We start from the raw sequence: 20,530 nt of genomic DNA on the forward strand, positions 1-20,530 counted from the left end.
TCGGGCCTTGTCAAACAGGGTGAAACGAACGATCAGATCGGCGTCCTTGCGCCGGTCGGCATCTCGCGGCGCTCGCGCTCGAGCGAGAGCGGCTCGATGCGGCCGACGATCACGAGATAGCTGAACGCGCCGAGAAAGCAGAAGCCACCCGCGACGACGAGCGGAATCGTGAACGAGCCCTTCGTCATGGCGACCATGAAGCCGGTGAACGTCGTGATGACGATGCCGGCCAGATTCGATGCGAAGTTCTGGATGCCGCCGATGGAAGCGACGTGACGCAGCGTAGGCGCGACGTCGCCCGGCAGCGACCAGATGCTTGCGGCGGCGAAGGCGAGACTGCCGTAGGAAATGCCGAAGAACGCCAGCATCAGATAGACATTCGAGGTGAATGCCGACAACGTGATGACCGACGACATCAGCATGCCGCCCACCATGCAGATCTTGCGCGAGGCAGTCAGCGAGAGACCGCGGCGATAGAGCGCATCGGAGACGAGCCCGCCGATCCAGCCGCCCGGGATCGCGGTCAGCGCGGGAATCATGCCGAGCGTGCCGAGCGACTTCAGCGAAAAGCCGCGCGTCTGCACGAGATAGGTCGGAAACCAGGTGATGAAGAAGTAAATGACGAAGTTCAGGCAGAAGAAGCCCAGCATCATGCCCCAGAGGGTGCGATGGCGAAAGAGCGACGCCCACGTCACGTTGTTCGCTTCGTCGCCGTCGCTGTCGCCGGCCGCGCGCGGCACGTGAACGACGTCGCGCTCGCCTGTCATGTCACCGTGCGCCGGGCCGCGATAGATGATGAGCCAGCCCACGATCCAGACGGCGCCGAGCAAACCGGTGATGACGAAGGCGGCTTTCCATCCGAACGTGCCGATAATGAGGGCGACGACGGGGATCGACAGTGCCGAGCCGACTCGCGAACCACTATCGAAGATGCTGGTCGCGAGCGCGCGCTCGTGAGGCTTGAACCACTGGCTCACGAGCTTGGCGCACGAGGGATAGGCGCCGGCTTCGCCGACGCCGAGCAGCAGCCGGCAGCCGAACATCGACGCCACGCTCGACACGCCCGCCGTCGCGGCCGTGAAAAGCGACCACCAGCCGACCGCGAGCGGCAGCGCGATGCGCGCGCCGACGCGATCGACGAACCAGCCGAACGGCATCTGCATGAAGGCGTAGGTCCAGAAGAACCCGCTCAGAATGAGGCCCATTTGCGCCGGACCGATGCCGAGCGCCTTTTCGATCTGGGGGGCCGCGACCGCGAGATTGGCGCGATCGATGTAATTGACGGCGATTGCGAGAAAGCATAGAAAAACAACGACCCAACGCATCTTTCTCATCTGATAGTCTCCTTGAGTAGGGCATCTGTCATGCGAAACCGGCGGCTCGCCGCGATGCCTCGTAAATGAACCTGCAACCGCGTCACGTGGGCATGGCCACGCGAAGCGCCGCATGCAGGCGGGGCTGCTCGATCTTCAATCCGAGCTCGCGCGCCAGATCGATGACGGGCTGAAAGCGGCGACGCTTCTTCTCGTCGTGATTGCGCGCGATATCGGCTAGCCGATGATCGAGAAACGGGTTTTCGAAACGCTCGCGGACTTCGTCGAGATAGTCGCGAGCGGCGGTTGCTTTGCCGAGTGCATCGAAGACCGGCAGAACTTCGTCGCGCCACAGCGACTCGAGGTCAGCCCGTAGGGCGGGATCGCGCATGGCGTGCAGCGTGTTTTCGTCGGCTGGGCGGCGATCGGTCTGCCAGCGCTCGGCGAGATAGGTGTGGCCGAGATTCAACAGCAGCAATTTCAGCCGTTCGTAGTGCGAAAGATCGTCGGTCACGATCATGGCCTCGTGCTCGCAGGGCAGCACCATGCCAGGGCGGCGCTCGATGGCCCACAGCGCATACGGCTCGGCGATCGCGCCGATCGGCCGTATCGGCTCGGAGACAATACGGTCCACGAGCGAGTTCACCCATACACAGCGCTCTTCGATGTAGCTCAGAAACGCCGGATCGATTGCCCACACGCGCGCAATCCCGGCGACGAGCGTGCGCAGCGTATCGCCGTTGTTCGAGACGAGCTCGCAAGGCAATACGGTCAGCGGCTCGCCGCCAGCCCGGAAGCGGGCGTGGAGCAGGACGACGAGCTTGGCGGCGAAGCCGCGCGGCGGCGCAGCGCCAGGTTCGAGCAGTGCGGGCGTGTCTTCGTCGAATAGAACATAGCCGCTATCGCTCGTATTCGAGATCACGACGCGTGCATCGTGAACGAATCGTTCCAGCACCAGCGGCCACTCGCTGTTGGCGTCGAGCGCTTCGCTGACCGCATGACAATCGACCGTCGCGTCGACAACCGCTTCGTGGCGCAAGCCGCGAATTCGCACGGGATAACGTCCATGCGCGCGCAACGCTTCAATGCGTGCGCGGCTTTCGGGGTTCGTCGTAGTTTGGACGACGGTGATGCTCCCCAGCGCGCGACCCGCGTCGAGCGCCTCGGAAACGAACAGGTCGGCATGGGCCTGCAGGAATCGACTCGTGCCGAATTGGAGAATCGGGTTGCTCATGATCGTTCAGTGATGTCCCGTTACCGGCCGGGGCGAGGCGCCACGGCCAGCGTAGCGAGTAGGGCAAGCGTGGGCGTTGTGCGGCCTCAGCAGGCAACGAGCGCTTTGATGACGCCCGCGCTCGGATCGAGCAGCTTCGGAAACTCGGACGGCAATTCCGCGAGCGACAGCTTGTGCGTGTTGAGCGCATCGGTCGGGATTTTGCCGGCGCGCATCGCGGCGAGCACCGTTTCAAAGTCGGCCACTGTCGCATTGCGGCTCGCGAGCAACGTCGTTTCGCGCTTGTGAAACTCCGGGTCCGAGAACGAGATCCGGCTATTCACGATCGAAATCAGCACGTACCTGCCGCCGTGCGCGACGAATTCGAGGCCGCGCTCCATCGCTTTCGCGTTGCCGGTCGCATCGAAGACGACTTCGAAGAATTCCGCGTCGGTCAACTCGGCGAGGCGCGCTTTGTCGGCGCCGGCTTCACTCGTATCCAGCTCGACGGTGCCGTCCGCGCCGAGCGCCGTCGTGCACGCGGCAAGACGGTCGGCGCGGCCGTCGAGCACGTAGACGCGCGCTCCGCGCAGCTTGGCGAAGATCGTGGCCGCCATGCCGATCGGACCGGCGCCGACCACGAGCACGCGCTCGTTCGCTTTCACGTCGGCGCGGGCGACGGCATGCGCGCCGATCGCGAGAAACTCGAGCATGGCCGCCTGATCGAGCGTGACGCCATCGGCCTTGAAGACGAACGCTTGCGGCACGGCAAGGTACTCCGTCATGCCGCCGTCCGTGTGCACGCCGAGCACGCGGATGTTCGTGCAGCAATTGGTCTTGCCGGCCCGGCAGGCGACGCAACGGCCGCAGGACAGATACGGCATCACATAGACCTGGTCGCCGGCTTGCACGCGAGCGCCAGCCGGCCCCGATTCGACGATGCCGGCGAGCTCATGCCCCATCACGCGCGGATAGGCGAGATAGGGCTGGTTGCCGGTGAAGATGTGGAGGTCGGTGCCGCATACGCCGATTCGCTTGACGCGGATCAGGACGTCGTCCGGGCCGGGTTGCGGGATGGGCTGGTCGGCGACGGCGAGTTTGCCGGGTTCTTCGCAGATGACGGTTTTCATCGACGGTCGGAGATTCTCTGGGAGCGGAATGCGTCGCGCGGCGGCGCGATGCGGGTTGAGCGTGCGCGAGCGATGAAGTCGTCGTGAACGACGTTGCCTCGCTGTTGCTTCTGGCCTTACCAGTTGCGAAAATATCGAAACTGACAGAGCTGGTCAAGCCAGTTTTACCCGAGGTCGCCGGTGGCGAGTCATGGGGGACAGCTTCGATCGCGCGCGGGCGTCGCATTTGCGCGACGATCGGTTCGATTTACAATCGCCCGTCGCGAGGCAGCCGGAAAGGCTTGCCGATCGTCGATCAATGGTTTGCCGACAAGCAGGAACCGTTACGTGGCCATCAAACCCGCCGAAACACGGCGTCTTTACCTACAAATTGCCGACAAGCTGCGCGCATTGATGGAGCAGCCCGGCTTCACGCAGAACGGGCGGCTGCCGTCCGAGCGCGTGCTGGCCGAGCAACTCGGCGTATCGCGGCCGTCGGTGCGCGAAGCCCTCGTCGCGCTCGAGCTCGAGGGGCGCGTCGAGATCCGCATGGGGTCCGGCGTCTATGCATGCGCGACGCCGAGCGCGGTTCGCGATGCCGTGCGGCCCGAAGCGGAGCTCGGCGAGAGCCTGGTCGACATCATGGGAGCGCGCGTCGTCATTGAAGGCGCGGTTGCGGCATGCGTCGCGCCGTTCGCGAAACCGAAAGCGCTGAAGGCGCTGCGCACGCTCTACGACAAGATGGTGCGCGAAGTCGAGGCGGGGCAGCAGCCGACGGCCCTGGATCGGGCGTTTCACGTCGCGATTGCGCAAATGACGGGCAACGACCTGCTCGAACGCACCGTCGGCTCGCTGTTCGATGAGCGCCATAGCCCGCTCTCCGCGAAGCTGCGCGATCACTTCGAGAACGAGACGACCTGGCAGGCGGCGCTCGACGAGCACAAGGAGATTCTCGAGGCGCTCGAAGCGCACGACGCGATCCAGGCCCAGGCCGCGATGCAACGGCATCTGAAGGCATCGCTCGATCGCGTCATGCCGCTTCGTAAGCAGAACTAAGCGCCTCTCATCGCTTCGCGCGTCTACGCCCAGAAGTCGGAGACTTCGATGTCGCGCAGGTCGAACACGAGCACTTCCGCGTCATGCCCGTCCGTGAGCGTCAGGCTCCGCTCGGCGCGCACGCGGACGCCGTCGCCTTCCGACAGCACGGTGCCGTTCACGCTGATGCTGCCGCGCGCGACGTGAACGTAGGCGAACCGGTCTGCTTCCAGATCGAGGCGAGCTTGCTCGTCGCCGTCGAAAAGGCCGGCGTAGACACGTGCATCCTGCCGGATCTGCAGCGCGTCGTCGCCGCCTTCCGGTGAGATCACGAGACGAAGCAGGCCACGCTTTTCCGAATCGGAGAACGTCCGCTGCTGGTAGCGCGGCGTCGCGCCTTTCGCCGCAGTGGCGATCCAGATCTGCAGAAAGTGGACCGGCTCCGTGCTCGACGGGTTGAACTCACTGTGCGCGACGCCCGTACCCGCGCTCATCAACTGGATGTCGCCAGGCCGGATCACCGAACCGGTGCCCATCGAGTCCTTGTGTTCGAGCGCGCCTTCGAGCACGTACGAAAAGATCTCGACGTCCCGGTGCGGGTGCTTGCCGAAGCCCCGGCCGGGCATGACGCGATCGTCGTTGATGACGAGCAGGTCGGAGAAGCCCATCTGCTTCGGGTCGTAGTAATTGGCGAACGAGAACGAGTGGCGGGAGCTGAGCCAGCCGTGTTCGGCGCGTCCGCGCTCGTCTGCGCGGCGGATTTCAAGCATGTCGATCTCCAGAATCGGTGTTCCGCGGCAACGAACGATACGTTGCCGTTCACCACGCTCCGAAGTTTAGGGCGCCTAACGAATTTGAAATCCATCACCCATGCGAATCACTGTCTCGTTGCGGACGACAATCTAGCTTTCGATGAACGGCGCAAGCAGAGACCGGTCGGCTGGCCCGAGACGATCGCTGGCCGTCTGCACCTGGTGCCAATAGGGGTAAAGCAGCGCAGGAACGCTGACCTTGTCGAGCCGGGCTCTTTCTTCGGCCGTCAGCTTCAAGTCCGCGGCGCCGAGGTTGTCGCGCAACTGCGCTTCGTTGCGCCCGCCGATGATCACGGAGGCCACGGCGGGTCGGCCGAGCGTCCATGCGAGCGCAACCTGTGCCGCCGATACGTTGCGCGCGCCGGCGATATCGACGAGCACGTCGACGATCGACCAAAGCCGCTCTTCGTCGCGAATCGGCGGCTCCGTCCAGCCCGCGAGCTGACGCGTCCCTTCGGGGGTGACGCCGCGCCGATGCTTGCCCGACAGCAGGCCGCCCGCGAGCGGGCTCCAGACGAGAATGCCGAGGCCTTGATCGAGCGAGATCGGCACCAACTCGTACTCGGCTTCGCGCGCCTCGAGCGTGTAGTGAATCTGCTGGCTGACGAAGCGGGGCAGCCGGTCGCGCTCGCTGAACCCGAGCGCCTTCATGATGTGCCAGCCGGAGTAGTTCGAGCAGCCGACGTAACGTACCTTGCCTTGACGCACCAGGAGATCGAGCGCGCCGAGCGTTTCTTCGATGGGTGTGATGCCGTCCCACTCGTGGATCTGATAGAGATCGATGACATCAGTCTTCAGCCGCCTGAGACTCGCTTCGCAGGCCTGGATCAGGTGGTGCCGCGACACGCCGCGATCGTTGGGACCGGCGCCCATCGGAAAGCGTGCCTTCGTCGCGATCAGCACGCCGCCTTTGCGCTTGCCGCCGAGCGCCTCGCCGACGATTTCTTCGGACGCGCCGTCGGAGTAGACGTCGGCCGTGTCGATGAGGTTGACGCCCGCATCGATGCATAGGTCGATCTGGCGACGCGCCTCGTCGAGGCCCACGCGGCCAACGCTCGCGAATTTGCCCTTGCCGCCCATCGTCATCGTGCCCAGCGTAATGGTCGACACCATGAGGCCCGAGCGGCCAAGTTGACGGTATTCCATGAAAACGCTCCTCCGTTGGAAGTGGACGGCGCGAAGCTTGCGAACCGAAAGGCGTGCCAAGCGTGCGCCGGATCGAGGAGGCATTATCGCGTCCGATCGAAATCGACGTCGGGTTCGCGCGTGCGATAATGGCAAATCGCGTCTCTTTCCGCCGCCGGCCAGAGGCATCGTCGTTTCCGCGCCGCGGCGCTCATGCTTTGTGAAAAACAATGCTGTTCCCGTCGATGAGCTTGCTTCGTTCGACGAGGTCATCGACGTTCGCACGCCGCTCGAGTTCGCCGAGGATCACGTCCCCGGTGCGATCAACGCGCCCGTCCTGTCCAACGAAGAACGCGTGATCGTCGGCACGCTCTACAAGCAATCGCCATTCGAGGCGACGAGGCTCGGCGCCGCGATGGTCGCACGCAACATCGCGCACCATCTCGACACGCTCTTCGCCGACCGCCCGCGTACCTGGCGGCCGCTCATCTACTGCTGGCGCGGCGGCAAGCGCTCAGGCTCGATGACGACCTGGTTCAACATGATCGGCTGGCAGGCTCGCCAGCTCGAGGGCGGTTACCGCGCCTACCGCCGTTGGGTGCTCGATCTGCTCGAGCGTGTGCCGCCGCAGCTGACGTATATCGCGCTGACGGGCCATACGGGCACCGGCAAGACGCGGCTCCTGCACGCCCTTGCCGCGGCGGGCGAGCAGGTGCTCGACCTCGAGGGGCTTGCGCGGCATCGAGGATCGCTGCTCGGTGCGTTGCCGGACGCCGAGCAGCCCACGCAAAAGGCGTTCGACACCGCGCTCGCCGCGGAGCTTTCCAAATTCGTGCCTGAGCGCCCCGTCTTCATCGAAGCCGAAAGCCGCCGAATCGGCCGGATCAGCCTGCCCACGACGCTGCTCGACGCATTTCGCGCCGGCCGTCGCGTGCGCGTCGTCGCGCCGCTCGAAACGCGCGTGAAATTCCTGCTCGAGGATTACGGCCATCTGTTCGATAAGCCGCAGTACTTCAAAGATCAACTCGAACGGTTGATCGGCCTTCATAGCCGGCAAACGGTCGAGCGTTGGCACGCCTTGATCGATGCGGGCGAGCGCGAAGCGCTCTTTGCCGAGCTCGTCGAGCGGCATTATGATCCGGCCTATGCGGCCAGCAGCTTGCGATCGTTCGGCGACACGGAGCATGCCTTGCGGTTCGCTTTCGATCCCTGTGCCGAAGACCGAGTCGGCGAGGCGCGGCGGCTCGCGGTGCTGATTCATCAGAGTAACGAAACGGAGCCCGGCGGCAAGTCTGGCAAGTGCGCCGAGCGCGGCGAGGCCGAGCGGCATCTGACGGCCGGTACATAACCGCAACAGGGATATCTGCGAGGCACTATGGAAACTCTCGGGCAGAGCCGGCAAAAGGTCAGTTTTCCGGTCGCCGTCGTGATTTTCGCGCTGGTCGCGGTGGTCGGCCTTTACTACGTCAAGTGGTCGCCGTACTACCACCGGGTGTTCGTCGCCGCCGACACGCATTCGATCGGCCATTCCATCCTCTCGGGAACGGCGGCGACGCCCGAGCCGGTGTCGTGGCAAGCGGCCCTCGACTATGCCAGCGCATACGGGCGCGCAATCTGGCAGGCGCTCGTGCTTGGCCTGCTGCTCGGTTCCGCGGTTCAGACGCTGCTGCCCGTCCACTGGGTGGCAAAGCTGCTCGGCAAGGCCGGATTGCGAAGTGTCGCCGCGGGCGGCCTGCTGTCGCTGCCCGGCATGATGTGCACCTGTTGCGCCGCTCCCGTGGTCGTGGGGCTGCGCGAGCGTCAGGCGTCGCAGGGCGCCGCCGTGGCGTTCTGGCTCGGCAATTCGGTGCTCAACCCGGCGACGCTTGTGTTCATGGGGTTCGTGCTCGGCTGGCACTGGACCGCGCTGCGCCTCGCGCTCGGCATCGTTCTCGTGTTCGGCGGCGGCTGGCTCGTCGATCTGACCGCCACCGCTTCGGAACGCACCGCGGCGCGCGTGCAGCTCGATGCATTGGCCTACGAGGCGCCCCCGCAGGGCAACGCCATCGCGAGGTGGTTCAAGCTGCTCGCACAGATGGCAGTGCGGCTCGTCCCTGAATACATCGTTCTCGTCTTGCTGCTCGGCGCCGCACGCGCCTGGCTCTTCCCGCATGTCGGCCCCGAAGTCGACAACGCGATCGGATGGATTCTCCTGTTCGCGTTCGTCGGCACACTGTTCGTGATCCCGACCGCGGGCGAGGTGCCGATCGTTCAAGCGATGCTTTCGTTCGGTGTCGCGGCGGGGCCCGCTGCCGCCTTGCTGATGACGCTGCCGCCCATCAGCTTGCCGTCGCTCGCGATGACGGCGCGTGCGCTGGGCCGGCGCGTCGTGGCGATGATGGTGTTGATGGTGTTCGCCGTCGGCGTGGCGGGCGGACTTGCGGCCATTGCGCTCCATTTTTGATTTCCTTGGGGGTTCTCCATGAACGCACCAACATCGGGTTCGTCGACGGTGCCGCGCCTCACTGCGCTATCGCACGGCGGCGGCTGCGGCTGCAAGATCTCGCCGAGCGTCCTCGCCGAATTGCTCAAGCGCGCGACGCCGATGCCGACCTTTCCCGATCTGCTCGTCGGTTCGGAGACGGCCGACGATGCGGCCGTCTACCGTCTGAACGACGAGCAAGCTATCGTCGCCACGACGGACTTCTTCATGCCGATCGTCGACGACCCGTACGACTTCGGCCGCATTGCGGCGACGAACGCGCTCTCCGACATCTATGCAATGGGAGGCAAGCCGCTCTTTGCGCTCGCGCTCGTCGGCATGCCGATCAACGTGTTGCCGCACGAGACGATCGCGCGCATCCTCGAAGGGGGCGAGTCCGTCTGCGCCGATGCGGGGATTCCGGTGGCGGGCGGCCACTCGATCGATTCGGTCGAGCCGATCTACGGACTCGCGGCGATCGGCGTCGTCGATCCGCGGCGGATCGCCCGCAACGCCGGCGCGCGTGCCGGCGATCTGCTCGTGCTCGGCAAGCCGCTCGGCGTGGGGATACTGTCGGCCGCGCTGAAGAAAGAGCGCCTCGAGGCGGCCGGTTACGCCGCCATGATCGCGGCGACGACGAAGCTCAATCGCCCCGGCACGGCGCTCGGTAGGCTCGATGGTGTGCATGCGATGACGGACGTGACGGGATTCGGTCTGCTCGGCCACTTGCTCGAGCTTTGCCGCGGCGCCGGGCTTGGCGCGCGCATCGATTACGCAGCGCTGCCGTGGCTCGAATCCGTGCCCGAGCTCGCGCAAGCGGGATTCGTCACGGGGGCATCGGGCCGGAACTGGGCCGGCTACGGACACGAGGTGACGCTGTCGCCGGAACTGCCGCCGATCGCGCAGGCCTTGCTGACCGACCCGCAGACGTCGGGCGGATTGCTCGTGGCGTGCGCGGAGCAGAGCGTCGACGACGTGCTCGAGCGCTTCCGCGCCGACGGCTTCGAAGATGCAGTGGTGATCGGAGCGATGACGGAAGGGACGCCACACGTGCTCGTTGCCTGAGCGAGGGTCCTGTCCTTGCGGCGTTTCGTTGCGCGGCGTTTCGTTCGCGGTGTGAGGGTGGGCCTCGTCGGTGCAGACATCGATCGGCGAATCAGTTACAATCTCGCGCTTACGCTTTCGGGACCTGCCTTCCGCGCTCGCCGCACGAGCCGGAATGTCGAGAGCGTGCCGGATATCGGAACGCGCAGCGCGCCGTTCCGGCTGCGAGGATGGCGAAATTGGTAGACGCACCAGGTTTAGGTCCTGACGCCAGCAATGGTGTGCGGGTTCGAGTCCCGCTCCTCGCACCACTGGAATTCCCCACGTTGAAAGGCCGCCTTCGGGCGGCCTTTGTCGTCTACGACTGAAGGAATTTTACGATCGCGAAGCAAATACCAATCAAGGTACTGACACAGACGAACGGCATCCAGCGCCTTTCTCTGTCGAGTTTGATCGATTCGGCGACCAGTTTCATCGTCTCCGCGGTCAGCTTGGTGATTTCCGCTTCCAGCTTGGTGACATCCAACGACTTTTCCATCTTCTTTCTCCTTTTCGGCCACTGGCTCGCGGCGACCCGCATTGCATGGTTACGGCAGTGGATCGTATTGCCAGAAACGGGGCGACTGCAGACTGGACTACATTTTCGGACGAAATTACGAGCGAGTTGAGTCGTCCGATCGGCCAGGGGCGTGCCGAATTTCGATGCCGATCGCATCCTGCATTGGGCGACCCGCGCCCGGCGGTGGGGCGAGTCGGTTGTGAGGGCAACGATTGATGCTCTATGCTTCCGTCCATCGGGCACGCACGTGCCTCCCAACATTGATCCCATGAACCAAGACTCGGTAGCGCCGGATCGTGTCCCGCACACGGCCGTGATTGGAGCCGGCGCGATCGGTGGCCTGATGGCCGCAGCGCTTGCGCGGGCCGGGCACGAAGTCAGCGTGCTCGCGCGCGGCAGGACGCTCGATGCGCTCCGCGAGCATGGCGTGCGCGTCATCGATCGCAACGGCCAAACATCGTCGATCATGCTCCGCGCGAGCGACGATGCGGCGGCGCTAGGCGCGCAGGACTTCCTCGTCATCGCGCTGAAGGCACAAACACTCCCCGCGATCGCGGCGAGTCTGCGTCCCCTCGTCGACGAACGGACGACGATCGTCAGCGCGATGAACGGTCTGCCCTGGTGGTTTCTCGACGGGACCACGACGCCGCTCGCGGATCAACGCATCGATGCCGTCGATCCCGAAGGCGTCGTTTCACGCGCGCTGCCCGCGCCACGCGCCCTGGGTTGCGTCGTTCACTTGTCCGCGTCGACGGACGCTCCCGGCATCGTTCGGCGCGGGCTCGGCAATCGGCTCATCGTCGGCGCGGCATATGCGGCACACGCGCCGATGGCGCGAACGTTCGCCGCGGCGCTGGGGGCGGGCGGCTTCGACGTGCAAGCCGTCGATGACATTCGCACGGAGATCTGGGCCAAGCTCTGGGGCAACATGAACATGAATCCGCTCAGCGCGTTGACGGGCTCCACGGCCGATCGCCTGCTCGACGATCCGTTCACGCACGCGCTCGTGCTGCGGATGATGGAGGAGGCCGAGGCGATCGGCGCGCGCCTCGGCCTTTCGACGGGCATGAGCGCGGCTGAGCGCGTTGCGGTGACGCGCAAGCTCGGCGCTTTCAAGACGTCGATGCTTCAGGACATGGAAGCGGGCCGGCCGCTCGAGATCGATCCGATACTCGGTGTGTTTCCCGAGCTGGGCCGCAAGCTAGGCGTGCCCACTCCGTGCTGCGACGCCGTGCTCGGGCTGCTGCGCCAGCGCGCGGCCAACAGCGGTCTCACGAGCGCCTGATTCGATCGACGATCGTCATTCGTCATTGTCAATCGTCGGTCGCCGATCGTCACTCGCGAGCACGCTGGCAATGACCTTGTCGAGCGCGCGGCCGAAGGCGGCTTTCTCGGCTTCGTCGAGACAGTCGAAGAGATCGGCGTTCCATTTGCGCGCGATCGGCATGACCTTGCGATAGAGCGCGCGCCCCTCGTCGGTCAGCGAAACCATGACGACGCGGCGGTCCTCGCGGCTCGGCGTGCGGCGAACGAGTCCACGCCTGATCAGGGCTTCAGCGGCGCGGCTCGCCTGGCTCTTGTCGAGGTTCGCGTGTTTCGCCAGGTCCATGATCGAAAACGGCCCGAACGATCCGACCGACGCGATGATGCGCGCTTCGGGCAGCGAGACGTCGAGCTTCGCCTGGTATCGCTCGCTGATGCCGCGCTCCGAGAGCTTGTTCAGCACGTGCATCCGATAGGTCAGAAATTGCTCGAGCCCGGCCTTGGCGGCCTTCGCGGAAGTGGTACTCATTGGCCGTACTTGAGCCGCGTGAGTTGCTCGGCCTCGTTCGCGAGCAGGCGCGCCGCATCGCGGATCGCGGTGTCGAGCGAAATCGGCCCGGGCGCGGGTGAAAAACAGCCCGAAAAATGCTCCGAGAGCCGCTCGAGCGCGGAGGAATCGACGGCACCGGAGAGCAGCGTTGCGGGCACGCCTGCGGTCCGCGCGTGGCGGCAAGCGACGAACGGCGCCTTGCCGTGCAGCGTCTGGACATCCGAGCGGCCTTCGCCCGTGATGAGCCAGTTGGCGCCGTCGAGTGCCGCGTCGAGTCCCACTTGCGCCGCGACGACTTCCGCGCCCGGCTCGAACTCGGCGCCCAGCATGCGCAGCGCGAAGCCGAGCCCGCCGGCGGCGCCGGAGCCCGGAAGGTCGCGCGCGGCGCGCCCGAGCGCCGCTTCGAGAAGCGCCGCGAAGCGCGCCAGCACGCCGTCTATCAACGCGATCTGGTCGGCGCTCACGCCTTTTTGCGGACCGAACACGGCCGTCGCGCCGTGTTCTCCCGTGAGCGGATTGTCGACGTCGGACATGGCGACGAACGAAGCCTCGGCAAGCCGCGCGTCGAGCCCGGACGCATCGATGCGCGCCAGTCGCGAGAGGTCTGCCGGCGTGGGTTCGAGCTCGCGCTCATACTCGTCGAAGAGCTTGAGCCCGAGGCCGACGAGGAGGCCCGCGCCGCCGTCGTTCGTGCTGCTGCCGCCGAGCGCGACGAAAAAGCGCCGCATACCCGCATCGAGGAGCAGACGAATCGCTTCGCCCATGCCGCGCGTGCTACGCGCTTCGACGGGTTCGCACATCGCGACTTCATCGGTAATCCCGACGATCTCGGCGGTCTCGACGATCGCGGCGCCGTTCGGCAGCAGGCCCACCGCGGCGTCGCGCCTGGCGCCGCTCGCGCCGCGCACCTGCAACACACGCCGCTCGCCGCCGCCCGCGAGCATGGCATCGAGCGTGCCTTCACCGCCGTCGGCCATCGGGCAGAGCCGCACGACGGCGTCCGGCCTGGCGCGCGCGACGCCCCTGGCGATGGCCTCGGCGACGCCTTGCGCGCTCAGCGAGCCTTTGAAGGAATCAGGGGCGATGACGATGACCGGCGAGAGGTTCGGCATGAGTGTGTCTCCGGATTGGCCTTTATCTCTATAACCTATGGCGAATGCGTGCTGCCGCGCGCCGTGCGCGGCCGCTGTCCGGGCGACAGCTTAACAGGTCGGGTGATCGGGGGGGAGCCGTGCGCGACGGCAACGCGATGCGTGATGAAGAAGGAAGCGGCCGCATCCATGCGCGGCCAGATGCGCGGAATAGTTTGCTAGAATAACCGATTCTTCCGATCCGAACCGTGCTTCGCACGAGCGCCGACTCCGGTCGATTTTGCCAAGAAGAAAGTCAAGGCAAGCGCCAAGCAACGCCAACGAGGAAGCGAAAGGGTGGTGATTCGACACCGTTTTTTCGCGTCCGTTCGTGCGGCCGGCGACCGGGCAAAAGGTGCGTTCGCGATACCCGATGGTGTCGACGAGCAGTGGACGCGGGGAAGATTACTGACACGCTTGAACAATTTAGGACGATTGAAGCCATGGCTAACGTTGTTGAAAACCTCGGCAAGCTTGAACGCCGCGTGACGATTTCCCTGCCGAAGGAGGCGGTGCAAAAGGAGATCGAGTCTCGGATCCGCCAGATCGCCAAGAACGTGCGCATGCCAGGCTTCCGTCCGGGCAAGGTGCCGCTCAAGATGGTGACGCAGCAGTATGCGGGGCAGGTCGAGGCCGAGGTGCTCTCCGACAAGGTCGGCAAGCAGTTCTTCGACATCAGCCGCGCCGAGAACCTGCGCGTCGCCGGACAGCCGAGCTTCAGCCCGAAAGAGGATAGCGATACGGACAGCTACGCGTTCGACGCGACGTTCGAGGTCTATCCCGAAGTGACGATCGGCGAGCTGTCGACGGCCGAAATCGAGCGCTCGGTCACGTCGATCTCGGAAGCCGAAGTCGATCGCACGCTCGAGATCCTGCGCAAGCAGCGCGTGCACTATCACGCGCGCGGCGAAGCGGGCGAGCATGGTGACGGCGGGACCGATGCGGCGGCGCAAAGCGGAGATCGCGTCACGATCGACTTCGTCGGCAAGATCGACGGTGAGGCGTTCCAGGGCGGCACGGCCGAGGATTTCGTGTTCGTGCTCGGCGAAGGGCGCATGCTGCCCGAATTCGAGCAGGCGGCGACCGGTCTGAAGGCCGGCGAAACGCGCGAGTTCGACCTCAAGTTCCCGGACGACTATCACGGCAAGGAAGTCGCGGGCAAGACGGCGCAGTTCACGGTCACGCTGAAGAAAGTCGAGTGGCCGCATCTGCCCGAGATCGACGGCGAATTCGCGAAGTCGCTCGGCATCGCCGATGGCGACCTCACGAAGATGCGCGCGGAAATCAAGGAAAACCTCGAGCGTGAGGCGAAGCGCCGCACGCAGTCGATCGTCAAGAACCAGGTGATGGATGCGCTCCTGAAGATCGCCGAACTCGACGTGCCGAACGCGCTCATCGAACAGGATCAACAGCGCCTCGTCGAAATGGCGCGCCAGGATTTGGTGCAGCGCGGCGTGCCGAACGCGGCCAATGCGCCGATCCCGGCCGAAATGTTCAAGGAGCAAGCCGAGCGCCGCGTCAAGCTGGGCCTCGTGCTGGCCGAGCTCGTCAAGGCGAACAGCCTCGAGGCGAAGCCCGAGCAGATCCGCGCCGAAGTCGAGGAATTCGCGAAAAGCTACGAAGACCCGAAGGAAGTGATCCGCTGGTATTATTCGAACAAGCAGCGCCTGGCCGAAATGGAAGCCTACGTCGTCGAAAGCAACGTCGTCGAGTTCGTGCTCGGCAAGGCGAAAGTGACGGACAAGGAAGTCAGCTTCGAAGCACTGGCGAGCGCCTCGGCGCAAGCGTAAGGCATCGCCGCGAACGGCGTGCTGGCTGTCGGGGCGACGGCCGCACGCCGTTTTTTTCTCGCAAAAGGCATCCCGGGGCCAGATATTTTGGCGCCGGGTTCTCGAGGCAAGACACCGGTGCGCTGCCGTCGGCATTCAAGACCTATTCCAAGAGAAGGACTCATCGCATGACCTTTCGCGCTCAATTGCTCGACACGTTGGCCTCGCAAGCGCCGCGGGATCTCGAAACCCAGGCGTTGGGGCTCGTGCCGATCGTCGTCGAAACGAGCGGCCGGGGCGAGCGTTCGTACGACATCTATTCGCGCCTGCTCAAGGAGCGCGTCGTCTTCATGGTCGGCGAAGTCAACGATCAGACGGCAAACCTCGTCGTTGCGCAACTGCTGTTCCTCGAGAGCGAAAATCCCGACAAAGACATCAGCCTCTACATCAACAGCCCAGGTGGCTCCGTTTCGGCGGGGATGGCGATCTACGACACGATGCAGTTCATCAAGCCGGACGTCTCGACGCTGTGCATGGGGCTTGCGGCGAGCATGGGGGCGTTCCTGCTCGCGTCCGGGGCAAAGGGCAAGCGGTTTGCGTTGCCCAACGCGCGCGTGATGATCCACCAGCCGCTCGGCGGCGCGCGCGGCCAGGCGTCGGACATCGAAATCCAGGCACGCGAAATTCTTTATCTGAAGGAACGGCTCAACCAGTTGCTCTCGCACCACACGGGGCAACCCGTCGAGCGCATCGCGCGCGACACCGACCGTGACAACTTCATGTCCGGCGAGGACGCCCAAGCATATGGCCTGATCGACCAGGTCTTGCAAAAGCGCCCGTAAGGTGCCCTAAGCGCCGCGGCGAGCCGAATTCTTTCATACCTCGGTATGGTTGCCGGCTCAAGCGGTGTTATAAATGGTCGATAATAGTTTCAGGCGCGGGCAGCGGAGGCGCCAGACAAGTTCGACGAACTTGTTCCGACCCCAATGGGGGCGGTGGCGTGCCCTGCGTGCGTAGTGATTCGAGTGTCCGGAGGCTCGTATATCCATGGCGGACAAGAAGGGTTCGAACAGCGAAAAGCTGTTGTATTGCTCGTTTTGCGGTAAAAGCCAGCATGAGGTGAAGAAACTGATTGCCGGCCCGTCGGTGTTCATCTGCGATGAGTGCATCGACCTCTGCAACGAGATCATTCGCGACGAAGCCGCGGGAGCAGGCACGGACGCTGGCTTGTCGAAGTCCGACTTGCCGAGCCCGCAGGAAATTCGTGAAATTCTCGATCAATATGTGATCGGCCAGGAGCGAGCGAAGAAGATTCTCGCCGTGGCGGTCTACAACCATTACAAGCGGCTCAAGCACCTCGACAAAAAGGACGACATCGAGCTGTCGAAGAGCAATATCCTGCTAATCGGACCGACGGGTTCGGGCAAGACATTGCTCGCGCAGACGCTTGCGCGGCTGCTGAACGTGCCGTTCGTGATCGCGGACGCAACGACGCTGACTGAAGCCGGTTACGTCGGCGAGGACGTCGAGAACATCATTCAGAAGCTGCTGCAGAACTGCAACTACGAAGTCGAGAAGGCGCAGCGCGGCATCGTCTACATCGACGAAATCGACAAGATCAGCCGTAAATCGGATAACCCGTCGATCACGCGCGACGTTTCAGGCGAAGGCGTGCAGCAGGCGTTGCTGAAGCTCGTCGAGGGCACGATGGCCTCGGTGCCGCCGCAGGGTGGCCGCAAGCATCCGAACCAGGACTTCATCCAGGTCGACACGACGAACATCCTGTTCGTCTGCGGCGGCGCGTTCGACGGCCTCGAAAAGGTCATCACCGACCGGACCGAAAAAACAGGGATCGGTTTCGGCGCGACGGTCAAGAGCAAACAGGAGCGCGACGCGGGCGAGGTACTGCGCGAAGTCGAACCCGAGGACTTGATCAAGTTCGGGCTCATCCCCGAACTGATCGGCCGTCTGCCCGTCGTGGCGACGCTCGGCAAGCTCGACGAAGCGGCGCTCATGAAGATTCTCGTCGAGCCGAAGAACGCCCTCGTCAAGCAGTATCACAAGCTGTTCGGGATGGAGCGCGTCGAGCTCGAGATCCGGCCCGCGGCCCTGCAGGCCGTGGCGCGCAAGGCCATCCGGCGCAAGACGGGTGCGCGCGGGCTGCGCTCTATTTTGGAACAGGCGTTGCTCGACGTGATGTATGAATTGCCGGCCATGAAAGGGGTCAGCAAAGTGATTATCGACGACAACGTCATCGATGGCGACGGCAAACCGTTGCTGATCTATGAAGAAGCGCCGAAAGTGGCGGGTTCGAATTGATCGAGCAGCCGAGAAGGCTTTTGGAGAAGCCGTTCATGGCCGACGTGAACGGCTTTTTTCGTTTATCTTGTGGGTGATGCTGACTACCGCGACACGTGCACTGAACTTTTTCCCACACGCGAAGGCTTGCATTCTGTATAGCGGGCCTCAACTACTGAACGTTACGAAACCATTCTTGGGGAAATGAAAATGTCAGGAACCCAGCTCCTTCCTTCCGAGCGCACCACGCTCCCACTGCTGCCGTTGCGGGATGTGGTCGTGTTCCCGCACATGGTCATCCCGCTGTTCGTGGGGCGGCCGAAGTCGATCAAGGCGCTCGAGGTGGCGATGGAGGGCGGCAAGCACATCATGCTTGTCGCGCAAAAGACCGCGGCGAAAGACGAGCCGACCGAAAAAGACATGTATGAAGTGGGATGTATCGCGAACATCCTGCAAATGCTGAAGTTGCCGGACGGCACCGTAAAAGTGCTCGTCGAGGGGCTGCAGCGTGCCAAGACGTTGACGATCGAAGAGCAGGAAACGCAGTTTTCGTGCGAAGTCATGCCGCTCGAGCCCGATCATGCCGATAGCGCCGAAACCGAGGCGCTGCGCCGCGCGATCGTCTCGCAGTTCGATCAGTACGTGAAGCTCAACAAGAAGATTCCGCCTGAGATTCTGACGTCGCTGGCGGGCATCGACGAGGCCGGTCGTCTGGCCGACACGATCGCCGCGCACCTGCCGCTGAAGCTCGACCAGAAACAGCACATCCTCGAGATGTTCCCTGTCATCGAGCGGCTCGAGCATCTGCTCGCGCAACTCGAGGCGGAAATCGACATTCTGCAGGTCGAAAAGCGTATCCGTGGCCGCGTGAAGCGGCAAATGGAGAAGAGCCAGCGCGAGTACTACCTGAACGAGCAGGTCAAGGCGATTCAGAAGGAGCTCGGCGAGGGCGAGGAAGGCGCGGACCTCGAGGAGCTCGAAAAGCGGATCGAAGCGGCGCGCATGCCGAAGGAGGCCAAGAAGAAGGCCGACGCCGAGTTGAAGAAGCTCAAGCTGATGTCGCCGATGTCGGCCGAAGCGACGGTCGTGCGCAACTACATCGATACGCTGATCGGTTTGCCGTGGCGCAAGAAGAGCAAGGTCAACAACGACCTCTCGAACGCCGAGCGTGTGCTCGACGAGGATCATTTCGGCCTCGAAAAGGTCAAGGAACGGATCCTCGAGTATCTTGCCGTGCAACAACGTGTCGACAAGGTCAAGGCGCCGATCCTCTGTCTCGTCGGGCCTCCTGGAGTCGGTAAGACCTCGCTCGGTCAGTCGATCGCTCGCGCGACGAACCGCAAGTTCGTGCGCATGGCGCTCGGCGGCGTGCGCGACGAAGCCGAGATCCGCGGTCACCGCCGGACCTACATCGGTTCGATGCCCGGCAAGATTCTGCAGAGTCTCACGAAAGTCGGCGTGCGCAATCCGCTCTTCCTGCTCGACGAAGTCGACAAGATGGGCATGGATTTCCGCGGCGATCCGTCGTCGGCGTTGCTCGAAGTGCTCGACCCCGAGCAGAACCATACGTTCGCCGATCACTACGTCGAAGTCGATTTCGATCTCTCGGACGTGATGTTCGTCGCGACGTCGAACTCGCTGAACATTCCACCTCCGCTGCTCGACCGGATGGAAGTGATTCGCCTCTCGGGCTACACCGAGGACGAGAAGGTCAGCATCGCGCAGCGTTACCTGCTGCCGAAGCAGAAGCGCAACAACGGCCTGAAGGACGGTGAAATCGAGGTCAGCGAGCAGGCGATTCGCGACATCATTCGCTACTACACGCGCGAAGCCGGCGTGCGTTCGCTCGAGCGAGAAGTCTCGAAGATCTGCCGCAAGGTCGTTAAGATGCTGCTGCTGAAGAAGGCGGAAGGCGCGGTCAAGGTCGATGGCGAAAACCTCGACACGTTCCTTGGCGTGCGCAAGTACGACTTCGGTCTCGCGGCCAAGCAGAATCAGATCGGACAGGTCACGGGTCTGGCGTGGACGGAAGTCGGCGGCGATCTGCTGACGATCGAGGCCGCCGTGATGCCGGGCAAGGGCAACGTCATTCGCACGGGTTCGCTCGGCGATGTGATGAAGGAGTCCGTCGAGGCGGCGCGGTCCGTGGTGCGCTCGCGTTCGCGGCGGCTCGGCATCAAGGATGAGGCGTTCGACAAGCAGGACATCCACATCCACGTGCCAGAGGGCGCGACGCCGAAGGACGGTCCTTCCGCCGGTATCGCGATGACGACGGCGCTCGTGTCGGTTCTCACGGGGATTCCCGTGCGGGCGGACGTGGCGATGACGGGCGAGATCACGCTGCGCGGCGAAGTACTGCCGATCGGCGGCCTCAAGGAGAAGCTGCTGGCCGCGCACCGTGGCGGTATCAAGCTCGTGCTGATCCCGGAAGAGAACGTCAAGGACTTGACCGAGATCCCCGACAACGTCAAGAACGCGATCGAGATCGTGCCGGTGCGGTGGATCGACAGGGTGCTCGAGCTCGCACTCGAGCGCGTGCCCGAGGCGCTTCCCGAGGAGGAGCCGAAGCCGGCCACGCCCGTCGCCGATGCGGCCAAGGAGACGGCTACCGAGTTCGTGAAGCACTGACGAACGATCGGCAGGGATCGCTTCGGCGGTCCTGATCCGCTGGCAGGCCACGCCCGCATTGGCGCGGCATGTCCAAGAGCCCATAGGGTCTTTGCCTTGTGGGCTTTTTTGTGTGCGGATCCAGTCATCTCGCCAGGGATACCCCGGTTAGGGTCATCCCGGTGCAACCCCGGTTGACATGCGGGTTTCGTCTGCATCTAATGAGCAAGCTCAGCTTTGCG

The 20,530-nt window shown here is 64.1% G+C and carries 17 protein-coding genes and 1 tRNA gene; 10 read left to right on the top strand and 8 right to left on the bottom strand.

Annotated features, from left to right (window positions below):
* Window positions 1-32: 32 nt before the first annotated feature.
* The 3 genes from C9I57_RS19455 to C9I57_RS19465 form a co-directional block, all read right to left on the bottom strand.
* Window positions 33-1,334, bottom strand: a complete 1,302-nt coding sequence (locus C9I57_RS19455; protein ID WP_107152260.1) for an MFS transporter — start codon at window positions 1,332-1,334, stop codon at window positions 33-35.
* Window positions 1,335-1,416: 82 nt separating this feature from the next.
* Complete coding sequence (locus C9I57_RS19460) at window positions 1,417-2,547, bottom strand: D-mannonate oxidoreductase (protein ID WP_107152261.1); 1,131 nt, start codon at window positions 2,545-2,547, stop codon at window positions 1,417-1,419.
* Window positions 2,548-2,633: 86 nt separating this feature from the next.
* Window positions 2,634-3,656 carry a zinc-binding alcohol dehydrogenase family protein gene (locus C9I57_RS19465; RefSeq protein WP_107152262.1) on the bottom strand — a complete coding sequence of 341 codons (1,023 nt, stop codon included), beginning with the start codon at window positions 3,654-3,656 and terminating at the stop codon, window positions 2,634-2,636.
* Between the two features lie 327 nt (window positions 3,657-3,983).
* On the opposite strand from C9I57_RS19465, the gene C9I57_RS19470 reads away from it, so the two are divergent.
* Window positions 3,984-4,691, top strand: a complete 708-nt coding sequence (locus tag C9I57_RS19470) for a FadR/GntR family transcriptional regulator (protein ID WP_107152263.1) — start codon at window positions 3,984-3,986, stop codon at window positions 4,689-4,691.
* A gap of 23 nt (window positions 4,692-4,714) precedes the next feature.
* On the opposite strand, the gene C9I57_RS19475 is transcribed toward C9I57_RS19470, so the two are convergent.
* Together C9I57_RS19475 and C9I57_RS19480 are read right to left on the bottom strand one after the other, a co-directional pair.
* On the bottom strand, window positions 4,715-5,440 hold the full coding sequence (locus C9I57_RS19475) for a pirin family protein (protein WP_107152264.1): 726 nt from the start codon (window positions 5,438-5,440) through the stop codon (window positions 4,715-4,717).
* 132 nt (window positions 5,441-5,572) lie between these two features.
* Window positions 5,573-6,628 (bottom strand): aldo/keto reductase, encoded by a 1,056-nt coding sequence (locus C9I57_RS19480; RefSeq protein ID WP_107152265.1) that lies wholly within the window; start codon window positions 6,626-6,628, stop codon window positions 5,573-5,575.
* 199 nt (window positions 6,629-6,827) lie between these two features.
* Between C9I57_RS19480 and mnmH the strand changes: the two genes are divergently transcribed.
* The 4 genes from mnmH (at window position 6,828) to C9I57_RS19500 (ending at window position 10,423) form a co-directional block, all read left to right on the top strand.
* A complete protein-coding gene (gene mnmH / locus C9I57_RS19485) occupies window positions 6,828-7,955 on the top strand; it encodes a tRNA 2-selenouridine(34) synthase MnmH (RefSeq protein WP_107152358.1) in 1,128 nt (375 codons plus the stop codon).
* Between the two features lie 27 nt (window positions 7,956-7,982).
* Window positions 7,983-9,050, top strand: a complete 1,068-nt coding sequence (locus C9I57_RS19490) for a permease (RefSeq protein ID WP_107152266.1) — start codon at window positions 7,983-7,985, stop codon at window positions 9,048-9,050.
* Window positions 9,051-9,068: 18 nt separating this feature from the next.
* The gene (selD, locus tag C9I57_RS19495) at window positions 9,069-10,133 is read left to right on the top strand and encodes a selenide, water dikinase SelD (RefSeq protein ID WP_107152267.1); all 1,065 of its coding nucleotides are present in this window, start codon (window positions 9,069-9,071) and stop codon (window positions 10,131-10,133) included.
* Window positions 10,134-10,336: 203 nt separating this feature from the next.
* Window positions 10,337-10,423: transfer RNA gene (locus tag C9I57_RS19500), tRNA-Leu, on the top strand.
* A 47-nt stretch (window positions 10,424-10,470) separates the two neighbouring features.
* Here C9I57_RS19500 and C9I57_RS19505 read toward each other — a convergent pair.
* Window positions 10,471-10,650 (bottom strand): hypothetical protein, encoded by a 180-nt coding sequence (locus C9I57_RS19505; RefSeq protein ID WP_107152268.1) that lies wholly within the window; start codon window positions 10,648-10,650, stop codon window positions 10,471-10,473.
* A gap of 289 nt (window positions 10,651-10,939) precedes the next feature.
* Between C9I57_RS19505 and C9I57_RS19510 the strand changes: the two genes are divergently transcribed.
* Window positions 10,940-11,956 carry a 2-dehydropantoate 2-reductase gene (locus C9I57_RS19510; RefSeq protein ID WP_107152269.1) on the top strand — a complete coding sequence of 339 codons (1,017 nt, stop codon included), beginning with the start codon at window positions 10,940-10,942 and terminating at the stop codon, window positions 11,954-11,956.
* A gap of 15 nt (window positions 11,957-11,971) precedes the next feature.
* Here C9I57_RS19510 and C9I57_RS19515 read toward each other — a convergent pair whose 3' ends face one another.
* Both C9I57_RS19515 and C9I57_RS19520 read right to left on the bottom strand, forming a co-directional pair.
* Entirely contained in the window at window positions 11,972-12,463 is a 492-nt protein-coding gene (locus tag C9I57_RS19515; RefSeq protein ID WP_107152270.1) for a MarR family winged helix-turn-helix transcriptional regulator, read from the bottom strand.
* The gene (locus C9I57_RS19520; RefSeq protein WP_107152271.1) at window positions 12,460-13,596 is read right to left on the bottom strand and encodes a glycerate kinase; all 1,137 of its coding nucleotides are present in this window, start codon (window positions 13,594-13,596) and stop codon (window positions 12,460-12,462) included. The genes C9I57_RS19515 and C9I57_RS19520 overlap by 4 nt, the downstream gene beginning before the upstream one ends.
* Before the next feature lie 461 nt (window positions 13,597-14,057).
* Between C9I57_RS19520 and tig the strand changes: the two genes are divergently transcribed.
* The 4 genes from tig to lon all read left to right on the top strand — a co-directional run bounded on the left by tig (window position 14,058) and on the right by lon (window position 20,309).
* Complete coding sequence (gene tig, locus C9I57_RS19525) at window positions 14,058-15,404, top strand: trigger factor (RefSeq protein ID WP_107152272.1); 1,347 nt, start codon at window positions 14,058-14,060, stop codon at window positions 15,402-15,404.
* A gap of 167 nt (window positions 15,405-15,571) precedes the next feature.
* Window positions 15,572-16,225 carry an ATP-dependent Clp endopeptidase proteolytic subunit ClpP gene (clpP, locus tag C9I57_RS19530; RefSeq protein WP_018443460.1) on the top strand — a complete coding sequence of 218 codons (654 nt, stop codon included), beginning with the start codon at window positions 15,572-15,574 and terminating at the stop codon, window positions 16,223-16,225.
* 205 nt (window positions 16,226-16,430) lie between these two features.
* Entirely contained in the window at window positions 16,431-17,702 is a 1,272-nt protein-coding gene (clpX, locus tag C9I57_RS19535) for an ATP-dependent Clp protease ATP-binding subunit ClpX (RefSeq protein WP_107152273.1), read from the top strand.
* Between the two features lie 189 nt (window positions 17,703-17,891).
* On the top strand, window positions 17,892-20,309 hold the full coding sequence (gene lon, locus C9I57_RS19540) for an endopeptidase La (RefSeq protein ID WP_107152359.1): 2,418 nt from the start codon (window positions 17,892-17,894) through the stop codon (window positions 20,307-20,309).
* Window positions 20,310-20,530: the final 221 nt, after the last annotated feature.

The sequence above is a fragment of the Trinickia symbiotica genome, assembly GCF_003028655.1.
In the GTDB taxonomy this organism is placed as follows: domain Bacteria; phylum Pseudomonadota; class Gammaproteobacteria; order Burkholderiales; family Burkholderiaceae; genus Trinickia; species Trinickia symbiotica_A.

Coding starts and splice junctions, on each gene's coding strand:
- C9I57_RS19455 (WP_107152260.1), bottom strand. CDS start 1,334: ATGAGAAAGATGCGTTGGGTCGTTGTTTTTCTATGCTTTCTCGCAATC.
- C9I57_RS19460 (WP_107152261.1), bottom strand. CDS start 2,547: ATGAGCAACCCGATTCTCCAATTCGGCACGAGTCGATTCCTGCAGGCC.
- C9I57_RS19465 (WP_107152262.1), bottom strand. CDS start 3,656: ATGAAAACCGTCATCTGCGAAGAACCCGGCAAACTCGCCGTCGCCGAC.
- C9I57_RS19475 (WP_107152264.1), bottom strand. CDS start 5,440: ATGCTTGAAATCCGCCGCGCAGACGAGCGCGGACGCGCCGAACACGGC.
- C9I57_RS19480 (WP_107152265.1), bottom strand. CDS start 6,628: ATGGAATACCGTCAACTTGGCCGCTCGGGCCTCATGGTGTCGACCATT.
- C9I57_RS19490 (WP_107152266.1), top strand. CDS start 7,983: ATGGAAACTCTCGGGCAGAGCCGGCAAAAGGTCAGTTTTCCGGTCGCC.
- selD (WP_107152267.1), top strand. CDS start 9,069: ATGAACGCACCAACATCGGGTTCGTCGACGGTGCCGCGCCTCACTGCG.
- C9I57_RS19505 (WP_107152268.1), bottom strand. CDS start 10,650: ATGGAAAAGTCGTTGGATGTCACCAAGCTGGAAGCGGAAATCACCAAG.
- C9I57_RS19510 (WP_107152269.1), top strand. CDS start 10,940: ATGAACCAAGACTCGGTAGCGCCGGATCGTGTCCCGCACACGGCCGTG.
- C9I57_RS19515 (WP_107152270.1), bottom strand. CDS start 12,463: ATGAGTACCACTTCCGCGAAGGCCGCCAAGGCCGGGCTCGAGCAATTT.
- C9I57_RS19520 (WP_107152271.1), bottom strand. CDS start 13,596: ATGCCGAACCTCTCGCCGGTCATCGTCATCGCCCCTGATTCCTTCAAA.
- tig (WP_107152272.1), top strand. CDS start 14,058: ATGGCTAACGTTGTTGAAAACCTCGGCAAGCTTGAACGCCGCGTGACG.
- clpP (WP_018443460.1), top strand. CDS start 15,572: ATGACCTTTCGCGCTCAATTGCTCGACACGTTGGCCTCGCAAGCGCCG.
- clpX (WP_107152273.1), top strand. CDS start 16,431: ATGGCGGACAAGAAGGGTTCGAACAGCGAAAAGCTGTTGTATTGCTCG.
- lon (WP_107152359.1), top strand. CDS start 17,892: ATGTCAGGAACCCAGCTCCTTCCTTCCGAGCGCACCACGCTCCCACTG.